General features: G+C 73.2%; 14 protein-coding genes. 6 read left to right on the top strand and 8 right to left on the bottom strand.

Annotation, left to right across the window (positions count from 1 at the left end):
• The first annotated feature begins 509 nt into the window (after positions 1-509).
• Together IE108_RS20275 and ptsP are read left to right on the top strand one after the other, a co-directional pair.
• On the top strand, positions 510-959 hold the full coding sequence (locus IE108_RS20275; protein ID WP_064726819.1) for a PTS sugar transporter subunit IIA: 450 nt from the start codon (positions 510-512) through the stop codon (positions 957-959).
• 77 nt (positions 960-1,036) lie between these two features.
• Positions 1,037-2,707, top strand: coding sequence for a phosphoenolpyruvate--protein phosphotransferase (ptsP, locus tag IE108_RS20280; protein ID WP_064726820.1), 1,671 nt, complete (start codon positions 1,037-1,039; stop codon positions 2,705-2,707).
• 69 nt (positions 2,708-2,776) lie between these two features.
• Here the strand turns inward: ptsP and IE108_RS20285 are convergent, their stop codons facing one another.
• Positions 2,777-3,667, bottom strand: a complete 891-nt coding sequence (locus IE108_RS20285) for a DUF8829 domain-containing protein (RefSeq protein WP_064726821.1) — start codon at positions 3,665-3,667, stop codon at positions 2,777-2,779.
• Between the two features lie 121 nt (positions 3,668-3,788).
• Positions 3,789-5,765: an acetoacetate--CoA ligase gene (locus tag IE108_RS20290; RefSeq protein WP_064726822.1), complete on the bottom strand. Its 1,977-nt coding sequence runs from the start codon at positions 5,763-5,765 to the stop codon at positions 3,789-3,791.
• A gap of 213 nt (positions 5,766-5,978) precedes the next feature.
• Between IE108_RS20290 and IE108_RS20295 the strand changes: the two genes are divergently transcribed.
• Positions 5,979-8,348, top strand: a complete 2,370-nt coding sequence (locus IE108_RS20295; RefSeq protein WP_064726823.1) for a glycoside hydrolase family 31 protein — start codon at positions 5,979-5,981, stop codon at positions 8,346-8,348.
• Here IE108_RS20295 and IE108_RS20300 read toward each other — a convergent pair.
• Both IE108_RS20300 and IE108_RS20305 read right to left on the bottom strand, forming a co-directional pair.
• Positions 8,339-8,875: an NUDIX domain-containing protein gene (locus tag IE108_RS20300; RefSeq protein WP_064726824.1), complete on the bottom strand. Its 537-nt coding sequence runs from the start codon at positions 8,873-8,875 to the stop codon at positions 8,339-8,341. The two genes, IE108_RS20295 and IE108_RS20300, sit on opposite strands and share 10 nt — an antisense overlap.
• 46 nt (positions 8,876-8,921) lie before the next feature.
• Positions 8,922-9,731, bottom strand: coding sequence for a M15 family metallopeptidase (locus tag IE108_RS20305; protein ID WP_064726825.1), 810 nt, complete (start codon positions 9,729-9,731; stop codon positions 8,922-8,924).
• Positions 9,732-9,880: 149 nt separating this feature from the next.
• Here IE108_RS20305 and IE108_RS20310 point away from each other — a divergent pair, with 149 nt between their 5' ends.
• The 3 genes from IE108_RS20310 to glpK all read left to right on the top strand — a co-directional run bounded on the left by IE108_RS20310 (position 9,881) and on the right by glpK (position 14,171).
• The gene (locus IE108_RS20310; protein WP_064726826.1) at positions 9,881-11,506 is read left to right on the top strand and encodes a GGDEF domain-containing protein; all 1,626 of its coding nucleotides are present in this window, start codon (positions 9,881-9,883) and stop codon (positions 11,504-11,506) included.
• 318 nt (positions 11,507-11,824) lie between these two features.
• Positions 11,825-12,583, top strand: a complete 759-nt coding sequence (locus IE108_RS20315; protein WP_064726827.1) for an MIP/aquaporin family protein — start codon at positions 11,825-11,827, stop codon at positions 12,581-12,583.
• 52 nt (positions 12,584-12,635) lie between these two features.
• Positions 12,636-14,171: a glycerol kinase GlpK gene (glpK, locus tag IE108_RS20320; protein WP_064726828.1), complete on the top strand. Its 1,536-nt coding sequence runs from the start codon at positions 12,636-12,638 to the stop codon at positions 14,169-14,171.
• A 73-nt stretch (positions 14,172-14,244) separates the two neighbouring features.
• Here the strand turns inward: glpK and IE108_RS20325 are convergent, their stop codons facing one another.
• Genes IE108_RS20325 through IE108_RS20340 form a run of 4 tightly spaced genes read right to left on the bottom strand, consistent with a single transcriptional unit; the run spans position 14,245 to position 18,439 of the window.
• Positions 14,245-14,850: a GTP-binding protein gene (locus tag IE108_RS20325; protein WP_064726829.1), complete on the bottom strand. Its 606-nt coding sequence runs from the start codon at positions 14,848-14,850 to the stop codon at positions 14,245-14,247.
• A 46-nt stretch (positions 14,851-14,896) separates the two neighbouring features.
• Positions 14,897-15,292: a DUF742 domain-containing protein gene (locus IE108_RS20330; protein ID WP_064726830.1), complete on the bottom strand. Its 396-nt coding sequence runs from the start codon at positions 15,290-15,292 to the stop codon at positions 14,897-14,899.
• A gap of 10 nt (positions 15,293-15,302) precedes the next feature.
• Positions 15,303-15,737, bottom strand: coding sequence for a roadblock/LC7 domain-containing protein (locus tag IE108_RS20335; protein WP_064726831.1), 435 nt, complete (start codon positions 15,735-15,737; stop codon positions 15,303-15,305).
• Positions 15,734-18,439 (bottom strand): sensor histidine kinase, encoded by a 2,706-nt coding sequence (locus tag IE108_RS20340; protein WP_064731665.1) that lies wholly within the window; start codon positions 18,437-18,439, stop codon positions 15,734-15,736. The genes IE108_RS20335 and IE108_RS20340 overlap by 4 nt, the downstream gene beginning before the upstream one ends.
• Positions 18,440-18,745 lie beyond the last annotated feature (306 nt).

An 18,745-nucleotide genomic window follows, 5' to 3' on the forward strand; every position in this document is an offset into this window, starting at 1 on the left:
TCCACAGCGTCCTCGCTGTGTGTATTTCAAAGGAACCTCAACCTGAACCGGAAGACCGGTCAGGCCGGAGGTATCAACATATCTGGCGTTGACTTTTGGCACGCTGTTGAGTTCTCAAGGAACGGACGCTTCCTTTGTACTCACCCGAGAATTACTCTCGCGGTTTTCCTCTGGGCGCTTCCCTTCGGTGTTTCCAACACTATCAGGCTTTCCCGGTGCCTCTGACCACCGTCCTGCGAGCACGCAGAAGGCGATCCAGCGATAGGATCTGATGAGTTGGTTGCTGCCGGGCGAGGACATGTTGCTTCGCATCGCTCAACCGCTGGCAGGAGTGACAACCGTACACGGGGCTGCGGAACGGGTGCAAATCCGTGGCGAGTGTGGTCTAGACCTCTATTCGGAAGACTCATGCGGAACCGGTACTTCCTATGACATACGCTGCTGCCACAGTGTGCCGTCCGGGACAGCCAGTGACGGCTCGTACAGATCCCCGCCCTGGGAGGCTTCCCATGACCACCGTCTCGTCCCCGCTCGCAGGACGCGCCATCGGCCTCGCCGCCGTGCCGGACCCCGTCTTCTCCGGGGCCATGGTCGGCCCGGGTACCGCCATCGACCCCGTGCGCGAACCCTCCGAGGCGGTCTCCCCCGTCGACGGCGTCATCGTCTCCCTGCACCCGCACGCCTTCGTGGTCGTCGACGACAGCGGGCACGGGGTGCTGACCCACCTCGGCATCGACACCGTGCAGCTCAACGGCGAGGGCTTCGAGCTGCTGGTGAACAAGGGCGACACCGTGGTCCGCGGTCAGAGCGTGGTGCGCTGGGACCCCGCCGCCGTCGAGGCCGCCGGCAAGTCGCCGATCTGCCCGATCGTGGCTCTGGAGGCGACGGCCGAGGCGCTCACCGAGCTGCGTGAGGACGGCGATGTGAAGGCCGGCGAGAGCCTCTTCCTCTGGAAGTGACGCCGGCGCCGTCCACCGACGGCCGGCAGGACAACCACCGCGGCGGCGGGACCCGCCGCATTGATGGGACGGGTGAGATGGAGACAACGCTGCGAGGCGTCGGGGTGAGCCACGGCGTGGCGATCGGCGAGGTTCGGCACATGGGGACGGCGGTCCTGGAGCCGCCCGCCAAGCAGATCCCGGCCGAGGACGCCGAGCGTGAGCAGGGGCGTGCCCGCAAGGCCGTGGAGGCCGTGGCCGCCGACCTCATGGCGCGCGGCAACCTGGCCGGGGGCGAGGCGCAGGCGGTTCTCGAGGCGCAGGCCATGATGGCGCAGGACCCCGAGCTGATGGCGGACGTGGAGCGGCGGATCACCGTCGGCAGCTCCGCCGAGCGGGCGGTCTACGACGCGTTCGCCGCGTATCGCGCGCTGCTGGCCGGTGCCGGTGAGTACCTGGCCGGGCGGGTGGCCGACCTCGACGACGTGCGCAACCGCATCGTCGCCCGGCTGCTCGGGGTGCCGATGCCGGGTGTCCCGGACAGCGACGAGCCGTACGTCCTCATCGCCCGGGATCTCGCGCCGGCCGACACCGCGCTGCTCGACCCGACGCTGGTCCTCGGTTTCGTCACCGAGGAGGGCGGGCCGACCAGTCACAGCGCGATCCTCGCGCGGGCGCTCGGTGTGCCCGCCGTGGTGGCGCTTCCGGGGGCGGGTGAGATTCCCGAGGGCACGGTCGTGGCTGTCGACGGGAGCACCGGTGAGATCTTCGTGAACCCCGGTGAGGAGAAGAAGGCGCGGCTGACCGCGGAGGCGGCCGAGCGCAAGGCGGCGCTTGCGGCAGCGACCGGTCCGGGGGCGACGTCGGACGGGCACAAGGTGCCGCTGCTCGCGAACATCGGCGGTCCCGCCGACGTACCGGCGGCGGTCGAGGCCGGGGCGGAGGGTGTCGGTCTCTTCCGTACCGAGTTCCTCTTTCTGGACGACAGCAAGAACGCGCCGACGGAGGAGAAGCAGGTCTCCGCCTACCGGCAGGTGCTGGAGGCCTTCCCCGAGGGCCGGGTCGTGGTGCGGGTGCTGGACGCCGGCGCGGACAAGCCGCTGGACTTCCTGACCCCGGGCGACGAGCCGAACCCGGCGCTGGGTGTGCGCGGTCTGCGGACGCTGCTGGACCACCCGGACGTGCTGCGGACGCAGCTGACCGCGCTGGCCAAGGCGGCGGAGGGGCTGCCGGTCTACCTCGAGGTCATGGCGCCGATGGTGGCGGACCGGGCCGACGCCAAGGCGTTCGCGGACGCGTGCCGCGAGGCGGGGCTGCGGGCGAAGTTCGGCGCGATGGTGGAGATCCCCTCGGCCGCGCTGCGTGCGCGCTCAGTGCTCCAGGAGGTCGAGTTCCTGTCGCTGGGGACGAACGACCTCGCGCAGTACACCTTCGCCGCCGACCGTCAGGTGGGTGCGGTGTCCCGGCTGCAGGACCCGTGGCAGCCCGCGCTGCTCGACCTGGTCGCGCTGTCCGCCGAGGCGGCGAAGGCCGAGGGCAAGAGCTGCGGAGTGTGCGGTGAGGCCGCGTCGGATCCGCTGCTGGCGTGTGTGCTGACGGGGCTGGGCGTCACCTCGCTCTCGATGGGTGCCGCGTCGCTGCCGTACGTGCGGGCGACGCTGGCGAAGTTCACGCTGGCGCAGTGCGAGCGGGCGGCCGCGGCCGCCCGGGCGGCGGAGAGCGCCGAGGAGGCGCGCGACGCCGCCCAGGCGGTGCTGTCGGGCGAGTAGGTCCGGCGGAACCGCGGCCGTCGCCGTGGTGCGGGGCGTTCCACCTGCGGGTGGGGCGCCCCGCTGTCGTCAGTGGTGGTGTCCCGGTGGCAGGTCGTCGGCTCCGAGGTCGGGCGGAGCGCAGTAGTCGACGTTGGACTCCGGGGAGATGAGGTCGCCGTTCTCGACGTCGGTGCAGTAGGCGTCGAAGACCTCTCCCGCGGTGAGGGGGTGGAGGCCGTATCCGCGCAGTCGCCAGCCGTGGATGCGGTCGGGGCCGCCCTCCCGGCTGATGCGCATGACGAGTCCGCCGGGGCTGTGGGTGGCCAGGCCGAGGGCGAGGACGCTGGTGAATTCGAGGGCCTCGGCCTCGTCCACGTGCGGGCTGCCGTCGATCTCCTCGTCGGCGTGCAGGACGGAGACGAGGTCCTCCGGGGATCCCGAGACGCTGCACACCAGGTGCCGCTTGCCCGGTGGGGCGGTCCGCAGGACCTGGTACAAGAGGCGCGAGGCGCGGGTGAAGGCGGCTCGGCCGAGGTCCTCTCCGCAGGTGGAGCAACTGCCGAGGCGGGCGAGGAGGGTGGCCGCGTACTCCCAGGTGGCCTGGCGGACGGCTTCGTCGACCAGGGTGGGGAGCAGGTCGGTGAGGGGCTGGCCCTCGTAGGGGACGGTGGGGCCGTTGGTGGCGAGTTCGGCGGTGAAGCGGGTCCGGCTGGCGGGGGCGTCGGGGTCGAGGCCGGCCGCGTCGCAGTACTCGGCGTACTCCTCCGGGTCGAAGAGGGCGATGGTGGTGTGGGTGCCCTCGGCGGCGCGGGCCTTCAGTACGGCCTCGATCTGGCGGAGGTAGGCCGTGTGGTCGTGGAAGGTGAAGGTGCGGTAGCGCCGCATGGCGCGGAAGTCGTGTTCGTCGGTGAGCAGTCCGATGGTGCCCGCGATTTCGCGGCGCAGGACGCGTCGCATGGTCTGGTCGGTGTGCGCCATGTGTCCCCCTGTGCACGGTCGATCAATGCTCACTCACAGTAATCGGCGGCACTGACAACGGCGTGGGGCCGGGCGCGCGGGCCGGCCGCCGTCGGGGGCGGCCGGCCGGTCGAGGGGCTGGTCAGGAGCGTTTGCGGGCCAGTTCCTCGTAGAAGTGGAGCAGGTCGAGGTTGTCGATGGAGCCGGGGTTGACGGCCTTGTCCAGGGGGGTGCCCTGGAGGAGGCGTTTGACCGGGACCTCGATGCGCTTGCCGGTCAGGGTGTGCGGGATGCCGGGCACTTCGATGACCTCGTCGGGGACGTGGCGCGGTGAGAGCTGTTCGCGGATGGTGCGCTTGATGCGGTCGAGCAGGGTGTCGTCGAGCGTGCTGCCGGGGGCGAGGTGCACGAAGAGTGGCATCCAGTAGCCGCCGTCCGGCTGCTCGACTCCGATGACGAGGGACTCCCTGATCTCGGGGAGGCGTTCCACGGCTTCGTAGATGTCGGCGGAGCCCATGCGGACGCCCTGCCGGTTGAGGGTCGAGTCGGAGCGGCCGTGGATGACGACGGAGCCGCGCGAGGTGACGGTGATCCAGTCGCCGTGCCGCCAGACGCCGGGGTAGGTGTCGAAGTAGCTGTCGTGGTAGCGGCTGCCGTCGGGGTCGTTCCAGAAGCGGATCGGCATCGAGGGCATGGGGTTGGTGACGACCAGTTCGCCGACCTCGTCGGTGACGGGGTTGCCGTGGGGGTCCCAGGCCTGGAGGTCGGTGCCGAGGCAGGGGGCCTGGAGTTCGCCGATGTGGACGGGAAGCGTGGGGACGGCGCCGGCGAAGCAGGAGCAGACGTCGGTGCCGCCGCTGACGGAGGCGATCCACAGGTCCGCGCCGCTCTCGGCGAACTCGTCGTGCAGCCAGCGGAAGCCGTCGGGCGGGAGCGGGGAGCCGGTGGTGGCGACGCACTGGACGCGAGAGAGGTCCAGGTCGCGGGCGGGGTGGACGTCGGCCTTGCGGCAGGCCATGACATAGGCGGCGGAGGTGCCGAAGAGGGTGGCGCCGGTGCGTTCGGCGACGCGCCACTGGGCGTCCGTGGCCGGGAAGCCGGGGCTGCCGTCGTAGAGGACGACCGTCGTTCCGGTGAGGAGGCCGGAGACGAGGAAGTTCCACATCATCCAGCCGGTCGACGTGTACCAGAAGAAGCGGTCCTCGGGGCCGAGGTCGCAGTGCAGGCCGAGCTGTTTGAGGTGCTCGACGAGGATGCCGCCCTGGGACTGGACGATGGCCTTGGGCAGGCCGGTGGTGCCGGAGGAGTAGAGCACCCACAGCGGGTGGTCGAAGGGCACCTGCTCGAAGACGGGTTCCGTGTCGGCGGCCGTGAGGGATGACCAGTCCAGCGTGCCCTCGGGTGCCTCCGTGCCCAGGAGCGGGATGTGGACCACGGCGCGCAGGGTGGGCAGTTCCCGGCGGAGTTCGGCGACGGTGTCGCGGCGGTCGTGCTCCTTGCCGCCGTAGCGGTAGCCGTCGACGGTGAACAGCACGACGGGTTCGACCTGCTGGAAGCGGTCCAGGACGCTGCGGGCGCCGAAGTCGGGGGCGCAGGAGGTCCAGACGCCGCCGACGGCCGCGGTGGCGAGGAGGGCGACCACGGCCTGGGGGATGTTCGGGAGGTAGCCGCTGACGCGGTCTCCGGGGCGGACTCCGAGGGCGCGCAGTTCGGCGGCGAGCGAGCCGACCTGGCGGCGCAGCGCCGCCCAGGTGACGGGGACCGTCTCGTGCGTCTCGTCGACGTACAGGAGGGCCGGCTCGTCCGCGCGGGTGTCCGTCGCGCGCAGGGCGTGCTCGGCGTAGTTGAGGGTGGCGCCGGGGAACCACTGGGCGCCGGGCATGGCGCGGTCGCCCAGCACGCGCGCGTAGGGGGTGGAGAAGCGTACGTCGAACCATTCGGTGACGGCTTTCCAGAAGGTGTCCGGCTCGTCCACGGACCAGCGGTGCAGCGCGGGGTAGCCGCCGTCGGCGGGGGCGCCGTGGTGCTCGGCGGCCCAGGACTGGAACCTGGTGATCCGCGCCTGGGCGACGCGCTGCGGGTCGGGCTGCCAGAGCGGCTGGGGGCGGTCGGTCGACATGGGGCGGCTCCCGGACTGTGCGCGTCGTGTGCGTCCTCCGCGCACGGGCTGGGGTGTGCGCGTGACGCGGCTGACACGGACGATGCCATGTGATCGACTTCCGCACCAGGGCGCGCCCCACATAGTCGGCGTCGTGAAGATGTGGTCCCGTCACGGGTGAACGGCAGTTGAACGACACCCCTGGGCGCGTGGGCGGGTGGCAGGGTGAGCAGCATGGACGGTCGTGACCTGGTGCGTTCGATGAAGGCGTTCGGTTCTGCGGGGGCGGCGCAGGGGTTGCGCACCGTGCGGGCGGCGTGGCGCCGGAGGCGGGCCGATGCCGTGGGGCTGCCGGCGCGTGGTGCGGAGCGGGCGCGGGTGCCGGGCGCGATGCGGGAGGTGGAGCCGGGGCCGGGGGGCGGGGTGCTCCGGTTCGAGCGGTCGGAGCTGCGTGTCCTGGTCGCGGTGAACGGGGCGGTGTTCTGGGGCTGGGACGGGGCGGGTCCCGAGCCGTCGTACGCGTTGGCGGGCCGCTGTCCGGAGCCGGACCCGCGGGCGGTGCTGGAGCCGGACAAGGACGGCGGCTGGCGGGTGGTCGCGGAGCGGGCGACGGTGGCCGTGTCCCGGCACGGGGCGGTGGAGGTGCGGACGCCCGGGGGTGTGGTCCTGCGGCGTGAGCTGCCGCCGCGCTGGTGGGAGCCGGAGGGCGGCGGACCGGCGCGGTGGACGCAGCGGTCGGAGGTGGCGGCTGACGCGCGGTTCTTCGGGCTCGGCGGGCGGTCCGCGGGGCCGCGGCTGCGGGAGGGCACCTACCGCCTGTGGAACGAACCGCCCGCGGTGCCGGGCGCGGATGCGTCGTCGGTCGCGATGCCGGTGCAGCTGGTGGTGGCCGATGCCGGGACGCACCTGGTCTTCCACGACAGCACGTGGGACGGCTCGGTGTCGTTGCGGGAGGGCGAGGAGGGGGCGGGCTCCGGGCACGACCGGCCGGGGCGGAGTGTGGTGCGGATGGACGGGGGTCCGCTGCGGTGCTGGGCGATGGTCGGCACGCCCGCGCGGGTGCTGCTCGCCTGGGCCTCGCTCACGGGCGCGCCCGCGCTGCCGCCCGCGTGGGCGCTGGGCCACCAGCACGCGCCGTGGGACGCCGGCGACGAGCAGGAGGTGCGGCGGGTCGTCGCCGGCTGCCAGGAGCGCGACCTGCCGCTCGACGTGGTGCACCTGGACATCGGTCACGCGGACGGGCAGCGGGTGTTCACGGTCGACGAGGAGCGGTTCCCCAAGTTGGCCGTGCTCGCGGAGGAGCTGCGGCAGGACGGGATCCGGCTGGTGTCGGTCGTCGAGCCGGCGGTGTCCGCGGCGCCGGGTGACGCGGTGTACGACGGCGGGCGGCGCGAGGACGTGTTCGTGCGGGAGGCGTCCGGGCCGGTCGTGCGCGGGGCGGGGCGTGCGGGTGAGGTGGTCTTTCCGGACTTCACGCACGCGCGTGCGCGCGCGTGGTGGGGCGGGCTGTACGAGGAGCGGCTCGGGCGGGGTTTCGCCGGTTTCTGGCACGACCTGGACGCGCCGACGTCGTTCGCCGCGTTCGGCGAGCGGACGCTGCCGCGCTCGGCACGCCACTGGCTGGACGGGCGGGGCGGTGACCACCGGGAGGCGCACAACGTCTACGGGCTGTGCATGGCCCGGGCCGCGTACGAGGGGCTGCGGGCCCTGGCTCCCGGGGAGCGGCCGTTCGTCGTCTCCCGCTCCGGGTGGGCGGGGCTTCAGCGGTACGGCGGCTCGTGGTCCGGTGACGTGGAGGCGGGCTGGCCGGGGCTGCGGGCGTCGCTGGCGTCGGTCCTGGGGCTCGGGCTGTGCGGGGTGCCGTACTCGGGACCGGACGTGGGCGGGGGCGCCGGCGGCGTGTCGCCGGAGCTGTATCTGCGGTGGTTCCAGCTGGCCGCGTGGTTCCCGCTGTTCCGCACCCGCGGGTGGACGCGGGCCGGGACAGGGGAGCCGTGGGAGTTCGGTGCCGGGGTGCTGGAGCACGCGCGCGTGGCGCTCGCGGAGCGGCGGCGGCTGCTGCCGTACTTCGTGACGCTGGCGCACCTGGCCCGGCGTACGGGCGCGCCGTACGTGCGTCCACTGTGGTGGTCGACGCCGGAGGAGCGGTCGTTGCGGGACTGCGAGGACGCGTTCCTGCTGGGCGACTGCCTGCTGGTGGCGCCGGTGCTCGCTCCGGGGGCGGACCGGCGTGCGGTGCGGCTGCCGCGGGGGCGGTGGTACGACGTGGTGACGGAGCGGGTGTACGAGGGGCCGGCGCAGGTGCTGGTCGAGGCGCCGTTGGCGCGGATCCCGGTGTTCGCGCGCGCGGGGGCGGTGATTCCGGTGCGCGGGGAGGACGGTGCCGCGGTGCTGGAGGTGTGGGCGCCCGCGCGGGGGCGGACCGGCGGTGGGCTGGTCGTGGAGGACGCGGGCGACGGGTGGGCGGAGCCGGAGATCGAGCGCTACGTGTCGCGCTGGGAGGGCGGGCGGGTGGTCGTGCTGCGCGAGGGCGGGGACGGCGCGGCCGGGCCGTCCCGCCCGGTGCGCGTGCGGGGGCTGGTCGAGCCGTCGGCTCAGAGGTAGCGGCCCTCGAACCAGTGCCGTACGGCCCTGGTGTGGAGCGGGAAGGCGAGGTCGTCCGCGCGCCGCAGGAGGTGCCAGCCCTCGGTCTCGTCGGTGGCGTGGGAGTCGGGCAGGCTGTCGGCCGGCCGCTCGGGCAGGGAGCCGAAGAGCAGCAGGTGGCCGTCGGGCGAGCTCATGGCGTCGGCGAGGCGCACGTCGTGGCCGGCCGCGTCGATGCCGGTCTCCTCCTTCAGCTCGCGGACGACGGCCTGCCGCCAGTCCTCCCGGTCGTCGATGTAGCCGCCGGGCAGGGCGACGCCCCCGCGCGCGGGTGCCACGGTGCGGGTGATGACCACCAGGGCGGTGCCCTGCGTGTCGTACACGGGCTGGAGGGCCACCGCGACCGGCAGTGGGTTGCGGTAGGCCACGGTGCCGCACGCGGGGCAGGTGCGGGGCCAGCCGGAGACGCCCTCTCCGTAGGGCGTGCCGCAGCTCGAACAGTGGGAGTTCGGCGCGGAGTTGGGAACGGAGGCTTGAGTTTCGGACACGCGGCGGACTGTATCCGATCACGGAGCGGGCGGCTCCGGCAGGCCGTCAGCGGCGGCCGGTGAGGGACCTCGCGGAGACCGGGAAGTCGAAATAGGTGTCCGGGTGGGGCTCCGGGCGGTAGGTGAAATGCCACCACTCCTCGGGGAGGTTCACCAGTCCGACGTCCTCCAGGGTGTTCTTGAGCAGCAGCCGGTTGGCGCGCGCGCTGCCCTGGATGCGGGGGTCGAGGGTGTGGGAGCGGGTGTCGAAGCAGTCGTAGCCGGTGCCCATGTCCACGGAACTGTCGGGGAAGCGCTCGCTGCGGGGGGCGAAGCAGGACACCAGGGGCTGTCCGGGCCGGTACGGCGGGGTGGGCCCGGCCGGGAGGCGCACGATCGTCAGGTCCATGGTCGAGCCCCGGCTGTGGCCGGACTTCTCCGCGATGTAGCCGTCGTCGAAGAGGCGGGTCTTGTCGACCTCCGGGTAGAACTCGGCCTTCATCCTCTGGTCGTCGAGGTCTTCGGCCCAGCGGACGAAGTGGTCGACGGCGCGCTGCGGCCGGTAGCAGTCGTACACCTTCAGGGAGTAGCCCTGGCGCAGCAGCCGGATCTGGGCCTTGTGGAGGGCCTTGGCCGCGGGTCGGGTGAGGATGCACAGGGGCTGCCGGTAGCCGTCGACCCGCTCGCCGACGAAGTTGTGGGGGGTGACATAGCGGATCTCCTCGATGATCGTCGGGTCGACGCTCCGGAGGGCCACGAAGTCCTCGGGGGCCCGTGGTTCGGGCCGGGCCTGCGCGCCGGCGGGGACGGCCGTGACGGCGAGCAGGGCAGTGAGGGCGGTGACCAGAGCGCGCAGCGGGGTCGGGAGTCGTGTCATGTTCCCTGCGTCTATCAGGGCCGGCTCGGGCGGGGGAAGGGGGCGGGCCGTCCGCGGGGCACGCGGGTGCGGCGCCGGCCGGTCGGAATCCCTCGTGAACGTCTCATGAACTGGGCCCACGCGGGTGCCGACGGCGCAATCCTGCTCCCGTGCGCTCCTGGACGGACACTCTCCGCTTCGCCTTCCAGCCGGTGGTCAATCTGCTGACCGGCGGGGTCGCGGCGCTGGAGATACTCGCCCGTCCGGAGGGGGGCGACATCCTCGCCGAGGCGCGCCGCGACCCCGAACTCGACGGCCGCCTCGCGGTGTCGGCGCTGCGCGCGGCGGTGCGCCGGGAGACGCTGCTGCCGCTGCACGTCAACGTGTTCGCGGGCACCCTCGCCGACCTGGGCGGACTGCAACCGCTGCACGACGCGGTCCGGGAGGCGAGCCGGATGCCGTGGGAGGTGACGCTGGACGTCTGCCCGCCGTACACGCACGTGCCGCGCAAGGCGCTCCTGGACGCGCTGGCCGGGCTGCGGGGGCAGGGGTTCCGGATCTGCGCGGACGGCGTCGGGGACGGGGACGCGCCGCTGCGGCTGCTGACGGACCTGGCACCGGAGCTGGTCAAGCTCGACGCGTCGCTGCTGGCCAGGCCGGCGGCGGTGCGGGCGATGCGGGTGCTGTGCGACGGGATGGGGGCGCTGCTGTCCGTCGAGGGGGTGGAGACGGAGGGGCAGTGCGCCGTCGCGCGGGCGGCCGGGGCGCAGTTGGCGCAGGGCGAGCTGTTCGCGCCGCCGGCCCGGCTGCCGGCGGCCGACGTGTACGTCCCCTCCGGCTCGCCCGGCGTTCTCCCGGCGCCCCGCTCCGGGCCGCCGGTGCGGCAGTTCGTGCGCCCCGCGGCGCTGCTGCCCGCGACGGCCTCGGCGGGGCAGGTGCGTGCCCTGCTGACCGGGTCGCCCGACGTGTCCGGGGTGCTGCTCGTGGACCGCGCCGGCGTGCCGGTGCGCTCGGTGCACCGCTCGCGCTTCCTGCTGTCCATGTCGGCGCGCTACGGGCACGCCCTGTACGCCGACCGCCCCGCCGCGAAGCTGGGCGACGCGCCGCGGACGGTGGGCGTCGACGCGACGGCCTGGGAGGTGCTGGAGGTGGTGGCCGTCGGCGGCCGGGACCGCACCTCGGACGACGTCGCCGTGGTCGACGCGCACGGGCGGTGCGTGGGCGTGGTACGGCTGGCCGACCTGGTGCGGGCGCTGGCGGAGAGCCGGGTGGAGGAGGCGGCGGGACTCAATCCGCTGACCCGGCTGCCCGGTTCGGACGCAATCACGGTCGAGGTGGACCGGCGGATCGCGGCTGGGCGGCCGTTCGCGCTGAGCTGGCTCGACGTGGACCGCTTCAAGGAGGTGAACGACGGGGCCGGGTTCGCCGCCGGCGACGAGCTGATCCGGTCGGTCGGGCAGGCGCTGCTCCGCTCGGCGCAGGGCACCACGCGCGTGGGGCACATCGGCGGGGACGACTTCCTGGTGCTCACCGAACCGGAGGGGCTGGATCCGCTGGCGGCCGCCGTGCTCGACGTGCCCTGGTCCGCCGGGGGCCTGGCCGTGACGCTCTCCCTGGCGACCGTCCTGTGCGCGCCGGGCACCGTCCCGGACCACCGGTACGCCGCGGCGGGCCTGGCGCCGCTCAAGAAGGCCGCCAAGGCGCTGCGCGGCGCCAGCTGGGTGCTGGGCCGGGCGGGCGCGCCGGGGTACGAGGTGCGGCGCGGCTCGGAGGTCTCGGCGGCGGCCGCGGGCTGAACGGCCCCGTCCCGGGCCGCGGGCGGGGCGGAACGTCGGCCACGCGCGCGGGGTGACGCGTCGTCGCAACGGTTGCCGTCGCCCACCTTGACGCTCCCCGGGCGCCGGTGAACACTTCCGGTGTCGGTCGACATCGCCGTACATCTCGGCGTATTCCGGCGCCGCGTCGCGCGGGCTCCCCACTGTCGGGGGGCCGCTCCCCCGCGGCCGCTACGGCACGCTCGTCACCCACGCCCCCGCGGCGGAACCCGCCATGGGAACGCACCCCGCACGTGAGGACCGGGGCCGACCGTCCCGGGCCAGGCCCCAGGAGCCGCCATGAGCAACGGAGACATCTTCGTCGGCGAGATCATCGGCACGGCGATCCTCATCCTCTTCGGCGCGGGCGTCTGCGCCGCCGTGACCCTGCGCCACAGCAAGGCGCGGGCGTCGGGATGGGTGGTGATCGCGTTCGGCTGGGGGTTCGGTGTGCTGGCGGGCGCGTACACCGCGGCGCCGCTGTCGGGCGGGCACCTCAATCCCGCCGTCACCCTGGGGATCGCCGTCGACACCGGCGAGTGGGGCAAGGTGTGGGTCTACCTGCTCGGGCAGTTCGCCGGGGCGATGCTGGGCGCGGTCCTGTGCTACCTCACGTACTTCGCCCAGTTCCAGGCCAACGTCCGCCGGACCGACGGTACCGACGCCACCGACGCCACCGACGACGGGCCCGTGCCGACGCTCGGTGTCTTCTCCACGATCCCGGAGATCCGGAACCCGGTCGCCAACCTGGTCACCGAGATCATCGCGACCGTGGGGCTCGTGCTGCCGGTCCTGGCCTTCGGACTCACCGAGGGGCTCGGCGAGTCCGGGACACTGGTCCTGATCGTCTCCCTGCTCGTGGTCGGCATCGGACTCTCCCTCGGCGGACCCACCGGATACGCCATCAACCCCGCGCGCGACCTCGGCCCCCGCATCGTGCACACCTTCCTGCCGATCCCCAACAAGGGCACCTCCGACTGGGGTTACGCCTGGATCCCGGTGGCCGGACCGCTGATCGGCGGGGCGTTGGCGGGGCTCGTCTACAACCTGGCCTTCTGAAGCACGGCCCTCAGCACGGCCCTCTGTCCCGGAACCCAGCCAAGGGGTAGCCATGACGGACCACTCCACCAAGTACGTCGCCGCGATCGACCAGGGCACCACCTCCAGCCGCTGCATCGTCTTCGACGCCGACGGCGCGATCGTCGCGGCCGACCAGCGCGAACACCGGCAGATCTTCCCCAAGCCCGGCTGGGTGGAGCACGACGCCACCGAGATCTGGTCCAAGGTGCAGGCGGTGGTCGCCGGGGCGATCGCCCGGGCCGGGCTGCGCGCCGACCAGCTCAGCGCGCTGGGCATCACCAACCAGCGCGAGACGACGGTGCTGTGGGACCGGGCTACCGGCAAGCCGGTGCACAACGCCATCGTCTGGCAGGACACCCGTACGTCGGCACTGTGCCGCCAGCTGGGCGGCACCGACGGGCAGGACCGTTTCCGCGGGACGACCGGGCTGCCGCTGGCCAGCTACTTCTCCGGACCCAAGGCCGCCTGGCTGCTCGACAACGTGCCCGGCCTCAGGGCCCGCGCCGAGCGGGGCGAGATCGCCTTCGGCACCGTCGACTCCTGGCTGATCTGGAACCTCACCGGCGGCACCGAAGGCGGACGGCACGTCACCGACGTCACCAACGCCGGGCGCACCATGCTGATGGACCTGCGGGCCCTCCAGTGGGACCCGGCCATCCTCGCGGCGATGAACATCCCCGAGGCCGTGCTCCCCGAGATCCGTTCCTCGGCCGAGGTGTACGGCACCGCCGTCGGCCCGCTCGCCGGCGTGCCCGTGGCCGCCGCGCTCGGCGACCAGCACGCGGCCGTGTTCGGGCAGGCCTGCTACGACGTGGGCTCGGCCAAGAACACCTACGGCACGGGCAGTTTCCTACTGCTCAACACCGGTGACCGGCCGGTGCCGTCGAAGAGCGGGCTGCTCACCACGATGGGCTACAAGATCGGCGACGAGGCCCCGGTCTACTGCCTGGAGGGCTCGATCGCGGTCACCGGTTCCCTGGTGCAGTGGTTCCGCGACCAGCTGGGCATCATCCGCGACGCGGACGAGATCGAACCCCTGGCGGCGAGCGTGGCGGACAACGGGGGCGCCTACATCGTGCCCGCGTTCTCGGGGCTCTTCGCGCCGTACTGGCGCTCCGACGCCCGCGGTGTCGTCACCGGCCTCACCCGGTACGTCACCAAGGCGCATCTGGCCCGCGCGGTACTGGAGGCGACGAGCTGGCAGACACGGGAGGTCGTGGACGCGATGTACGAGGACTCCGGCGTGCGCATCACGACCCTGAAGGTGGACGGGGGCATGACGGGGAACGGCCTGCTGATGCAGCACCAGGCGGACGTGCTCGGCGTGCCCGTGATCCGGCCCCGCGTCTCCGAGACGACCTGCCTCGGCGCCGCGTACGCGGCCGGCCTGGCCACCGGCGTGTGGAACGGCCTGGACGAGCTGCGGGCGCACTGGCGGCGGGACGCCGAGTGGGCACCCGCGATGGAGCGGGCGGTGCGTGAGCGCGAGTACCGCAACTGGCGCAGGGCGGTGGAGCGGAGCTTCGGGTGGCTGGAGGACGAGGACGGCCGGGGCGCGTCGGGCTGAGAGACGGCCGGGCACGCACGGGGCGCGGGCCGTTTCGGCGCCCGCGGCCCGTGGTCCGCGGCCGGCGCGCCGGTCAGGTCGTGACGGCGCGGCGGCGGTCGGCGGCCTGGGCCATCGCGTGCTGGACCACGCCGACGAGCACCTCCTTGACCGACTCCCGGTCGCGGGCGTCGCACATCACCACGGGCACGTCGGGATCGAGGTCGAGTGCCTGGCGGACGGTCTCGGCGGGGTAGCGGGCCGAGCCCTCGAAGCAGTTGACGCCCACCAGGAAGGGGATGCCGCGGCGTTCGAAGTAGTCGACGGCGGCGAAGCAGTCCTCCAGGCGGCGGGTGTCGGCCAGCACGACCGCCCCGAGCGCCCCTTCGGACAGCTCGTCCCACATGAACCAGAACCGCTCCTGCCCGGGCGTGCCGAACAGGTAGAGGACCAGGTCCTCGCGCAGGGTGATGCGCCCGAAGTCCATGGCCACCGTGGTGGTGTGCTTCTGCTCCACGCCGCTCAGGTCGTCGACGGGCCGCCCCGCCTCGGTGAGCAGTTCCTCGGTGCGCAGCGGCCGGATCTCGCTGACCGCGCCGACCAGGGTGGTCTTGCCCACGCCGAAGCCGCCGGCCACCAGGATCTTGAGCGTGACGGGCTCGACCGGCGGCTTCCCGCGCTGGGAACGCCCGAAGATCATCGGTTTTCTCTCCTCACGATGCCGCCCGGCCCGGAGCCGGGAGGTGTCACAGTGCCCTCAGTCCGCTGATCACGTCGCGCAGGATGTTCTCGTCCGGCAGCTCGGCGGGAGGCACGGGCCGGTTGACGTGGACGAGGTCCTCGTCCACGAGGTCGCCGACCAGGACCCGTACGACCCCGACCGGCAGGTCGAGTTCGGCGGCGAGTTCGGCGACGGACTGCGGGGCCTGCCGGCACAGGCCCACGATGTCCACGTGCTCCGGCGAGAGGCTGACGTCCGCCTCGGGATCGTCCGCGTGGGGCTCCGTCACGACCACCGCGATCAGGTCGAGGCGGTGCTGGGCCGCGCTGGTGGTGCGGCCGCGCGTCATGGCGTACGGACGGACGACGGGGCCGGCCTCGTCGTCGAACCAGTGGTTTCTTCCCTGACCGTCTGCGCTCATGTCATCCCACTTACCCGCCCGAGGGCACATCGGTGCGTGGAGCGGTGGCCAGGTGTGCGCCGACCCGCTTGACGAGGAGGGTCATCTCGTAGGCGACCTGGCCGACGTCCGAGTCCGCGTCGGAGAGCACGGCGAGGCAGCTGCCGTCGCCCGCGGCGGTGACGAACAGGAAGGCGTCGTCGAGTTCGACGACCGTCTGCCGGACGCTGCCCGCCTCGAAGTGGCGTCCCACGCCCTTGGCGAGGCTGTGGAATCCCGACGCCACGGCGGCCAGGTGCTCGCTGTCCTCCCTGGTCAGGTCCTTGGACGCGCCCGTGGCCAGGCCGTCGCCGGACAGCACGACTGCCTTGCGGATGCTCGCGACCCGGTCCACCAGGTCGTCGAGGAGCCAGTTCAGCTCCCCGGACTTGGTCGCGCTGTGGCCGGTCGCCTTCGGTGCGGTCATCGACCGTCCCCCTCTGTCGTTCCTCGTGGTGCTGTTGGTGCGGTGCCGCCGGGGACCTCGTCACCCGCGGCGTTCTCCTCGCGGCCGCGCCGCCAGCCGCGCTGGAGCGAGGCCATCCTGCTGCGGACCTCGTCGGCGTCGCGGTCGGCGGGGTCGGAGCGGTCCTCGGCGGACGGTTCGGGACCCTGCCGGAGCTGGGGCGCGAGGTTGGCCTGCCGTACACGCCGGGGCAGCGCGCCGGACGCGGCGGCGTCGCCGTCCCCGGTACCGCCGGCGGGGGCGGCGCCCGTGTCGCCGGCCGCGGGGTGCGCGCGGCGCCGTCGGGAGGGCAGCGCGGGCGGTTCGTCCCCTCGGGCCCGCGGTGCGGCCGGGGTGTGCGGCCCGTCGGGGCCGGTGTCCGCCGGGCGGCGGTCGGCCGCGCCGTCCCGGGGGTCGCGTGCGGGGACCGGACGGCCGTGCGAGCTGACCAGCTTGGGGGTGCGGCGGCGCGGCAGCGGGAGGGGCGCGTCGTCGTCGGTCCGGTCGTCGTCCCGGTCCGGCCGGGCGTCGTCGGCCGCGGCGAGGGAGCGGCGCGGGCGGAACAGGCCGCCCCCTTCGCCGTCCTCGTCGTCGAGCGGGCCGGGAAGTCCGTCCAGGGCGTCCAGGTCGACGGGTGCCTCCAGTTCGACCGGACCGTCCAGCAGCGCGGCCGGACGCTCCGGCAGCCGCGCGGGTACGTGGGACAGGGCCGAACGGCGGCTCTCGTCCCGCCCCTTGTCCGCGACCTGCCGGGGCCGGTCGAGGCGGAAGCCGACGCCGTTGGTGTCCGGGGCGTCGTCCGAGAGCAGTGCGTCGGGTACGAAGACGACCGCGGTGGTGCCGCCGTACGGCGAGGGCTGGAGGGAGACCCTGACGTTCTGCCGCTGGGCGAGCCGGCTCACGACGAACAGGCCGAGCCGGTCGGTGTCGGACAGCTCGAACTCGGGGGTCTCGGCGAGCCGGAGGTTGGCGTCCAGGAGGGCATCGGCGGCCATGCCGAGGCCGCGGTCGTGGATCTCCAGGGTGAAGCCGTTGGCGACGCGCTCGCCCAGGACCTGGACGGCGGTGTGCGGCGGCGAGAACACCGTGGCGTTCTCCAGGAGTTCGGCCACGAGGTGGGTGAGGTCGGCGACGGCCGGGCCGGTCACGGCCACCCGCGGCAGCCTGCGGACCTCGATGCGCTCGTAGTCCTCGACCTCGGCGACGGCGGCCCGCACCACGTCCATGAGCTGCACGGGCTTGCGCCACTGCCGTGAGGGGGCGGCGCCGGAGAGGATGACCAGGCCCTCGGCGTGCCGGCGCATGCGGGTGGTCAGGTGGTCCAGGCGGAACAGGTCGGCGAGTTCCTCGGTGTCCTCGGTCCTGCGCTCCATGGTGTCCAGCAGGGTGAGCTGCTTGTGCAGCAGCACCTGGCTGCGCCGCGCGAGGTTGACGAAGACCTCCGAGACGCCGGCGCGGAGTTCGGCCTGCTTGACCGCGGCTTCCACGGCGGCCCGCTGCAGCGTGTTGAGGGCCTGGCCGACCTCGCCGATCTCGTTCCTGTCGTACTCCAGGCGCGGCACCTCGGTCTCCACGTCGACCTCCTCGCCGGCGGAGAGGCGCCGCATGACGCTGGGCAGCCGGACGCCGGACGCCTCGTGGGCCTCCAGCCTGAGCTGCTTGAGGTCGCGGATGAGGGAGCGGCCGACGCGCACCGACAGGAACAGGGAGTAGAGGAGGGCGATCAGGCCGAGCGCGCCGGCGACGATCACCTTGGCGATGACGTTCCTCGCGACCGGGTCGACCCGGTCCTGGTAGCGGTCGGCCGCCTGGTCGTCGAGGTCGGCCAGTTCCGCCAGGACCCCGCCGGCGGCGGTGTCCCAGCTCTTGGCGGTGACCCCGCGGGGCGTGCCGGAGCCGGCGGCGAGGGCGGCCTCCTCGGCGGTGCGCAGCGGGGCGGAGGAGGCGTTCTTCCAGAAGCGTTCGTAGCGGCCGCGTTCCGCGGAGGGCAGCAGCGGCAGGTTGACGCCGTACATGACGGTGCGCTGCGCCACCAGGTCGGAGACGTCGCGGACCTCGGCGGCGGTGAGCTTGCCGGTGACCAGGGCGGAGCCCAGCAGGGCGTCCTCGCGGGAGAGGAGTTCGCGGGCGCGGGAGAGGTTGACGAGCGCGCGGTACTGCTTGTCCAGGCCGACGTTGTCGACGACCTCGAGGCTCGCGAGGAGATCGTGACAGGGGTCGATCAGGCGGTTGTAGAGGCCGAGCGCCTGGGCGCGGTCGACGGTGCCGTCCTCGACGCTGCGGCGCAGCGAGCCGATGCCGTCGAAGGCGTCCAGTACGGCGGTGAGGCGCTCCTCCTCGGCCGGGCCGAGATCGTCGCGCACCTCGGCGTCGGCGGCGTTGCGGCGGATCTCGGCGACGGCGTCGTCCGTGGCGGTGCGGCTGCGCTGGAGCGCGGCGAACCCGTCGGAGGCGCGCGGGTCGGCGAGGTGGACGAGGGTCTGGCGGCGTTCCTGCTGGAGGACGCGGACGGTGTCCTCCATCGGGTAGCCGATCTCCTCGACGACCGTGGAGACGCTGAACAACCGTTCCGCCTCGCGTCCCGTGAGCACCGTGGCGAACGCCCAGATCGCGGTCAGGGAGACCAGCGGCACGAGAAGCAGCGCCACGATCTTCCGGCGGATCGACTTCCCGCGAAAGCGCATGGCCTCCCCCAGCTCGACCCCCTGCGGCCGGGGGTACACATGTGCGTCAACAAACGGCGCGAGCCTACTACTGACGCACAGGTAACTCGAAGGCCCGTCCCGTGGCCGAACCTCTGCGCCAGGGCGCCACGATGGTCAGTTGTCCGGTCATTGCGGGAGATTGCGTCCCCGGTTGGGGGCGTGCGGGGAGGGTTCGGTTCCGGCGGGGCCGGGCGGATTGGCCGAAATTCTTCGCCTGCGCGGGCCTTTCGGGAATCTTGAGGATCCTTCGTTCGTCGTTCACTACGGGAAATGGAGGCGGAATCG

The sequence above is a fragment of the Streptomyces parvulus genome (genome assembly GCF_014648855.1).
Lineage (GTDB): Bacteria > Actinomycetota > Actinomycetes > Streptomycetales > Streptomycetaceae > Streptomyces > Streptomyces parvulus.

Bases quoted from the DNA above. Each gene is read 5' to 3' on its own strand.
- IE108_RS20340 (WP_064731665.1), bottom strand. From the start codon at position 18,439: ATGCGCTTTCGCGGGAAGTCGATCCGCCGGAAGATCGTGGCGCTGCTT.
- IE108_RS20315 (WP_064726827.1), top strand. From the start codon at position 11,825: ATGAGCAACGGAGACATCTTCGTCGGCGAGATCATCGGCACGGCGATC.
- glpK (WP_064726828.1), top strand. From the start codon at position 12,636: ATGACGGACCACTCCACCAAGTACGTCGCCGCGATCGACCAGGGCACC.
- IE108_RS20330 (WP_064726830.1), bottom strand. From the start codon at position 15,292: ATGAGCGCAGACGGTCAGGGAAGAAACCACTGGTTCGACGACGAGGCC.
- IE108_RS20285 (WP_064726821.1), bottom strand. From the start codon at position 3,667: ATGGCGCACACCGACCAGACCATGCGACGCGTCCTGCGCCGCGAAATC.
- ptsP (WP_064726820.1), top strand. From the start codon at position 1,037: ATGGAGACAACGCTGCGAGGCGTCGGGGTGAGCCACGGCGTGGCGATC.
- IE108_RS20305 (WP_064726825.1), bottom strand. From the start codon at position 9,731: ATGACACGACTCCCGACCCCGCTGCGCGCTCTGGTCACCGCCCTCACT.
- IE108_RS20290 (WP_064726822.1), bottom strand. From the start codon at position 5,765: ATGTCGACCGACCGCCCCCAGCCGCTCTGGCAGCCCGACCCGCAGCGC.
- IE108_RS20335 (WP_064726831.1), bottom strand. From the start codon at position 15,737: ATGACCGCACCGAAGGCGACCGGCCACAGCGCGACCAAGTCCGGGGAG.
- IE108_RS20325 (WP_064726829.1), bottom strand. From the start codon at position 14,850: ATGATCTTCGGGCGTTCCCAGCGCGGGAAGCCGCCGGTCGAGCCCGTC.
- IE108_RS20295 (WP_064726823.1), top strand. From the start codon at position 5,979: ATGGACGGTCGTGACCTGGTGCGTTCGATGAAGGCGTTCGGTTCTGCG.
- IE108_RS20275 (WP_064726819.1), top strand. From the start codon at position 510: ATGACCACCGTCTCGTCCCCGCTCGCAGGACGCGCCATCGGCCTCGCC.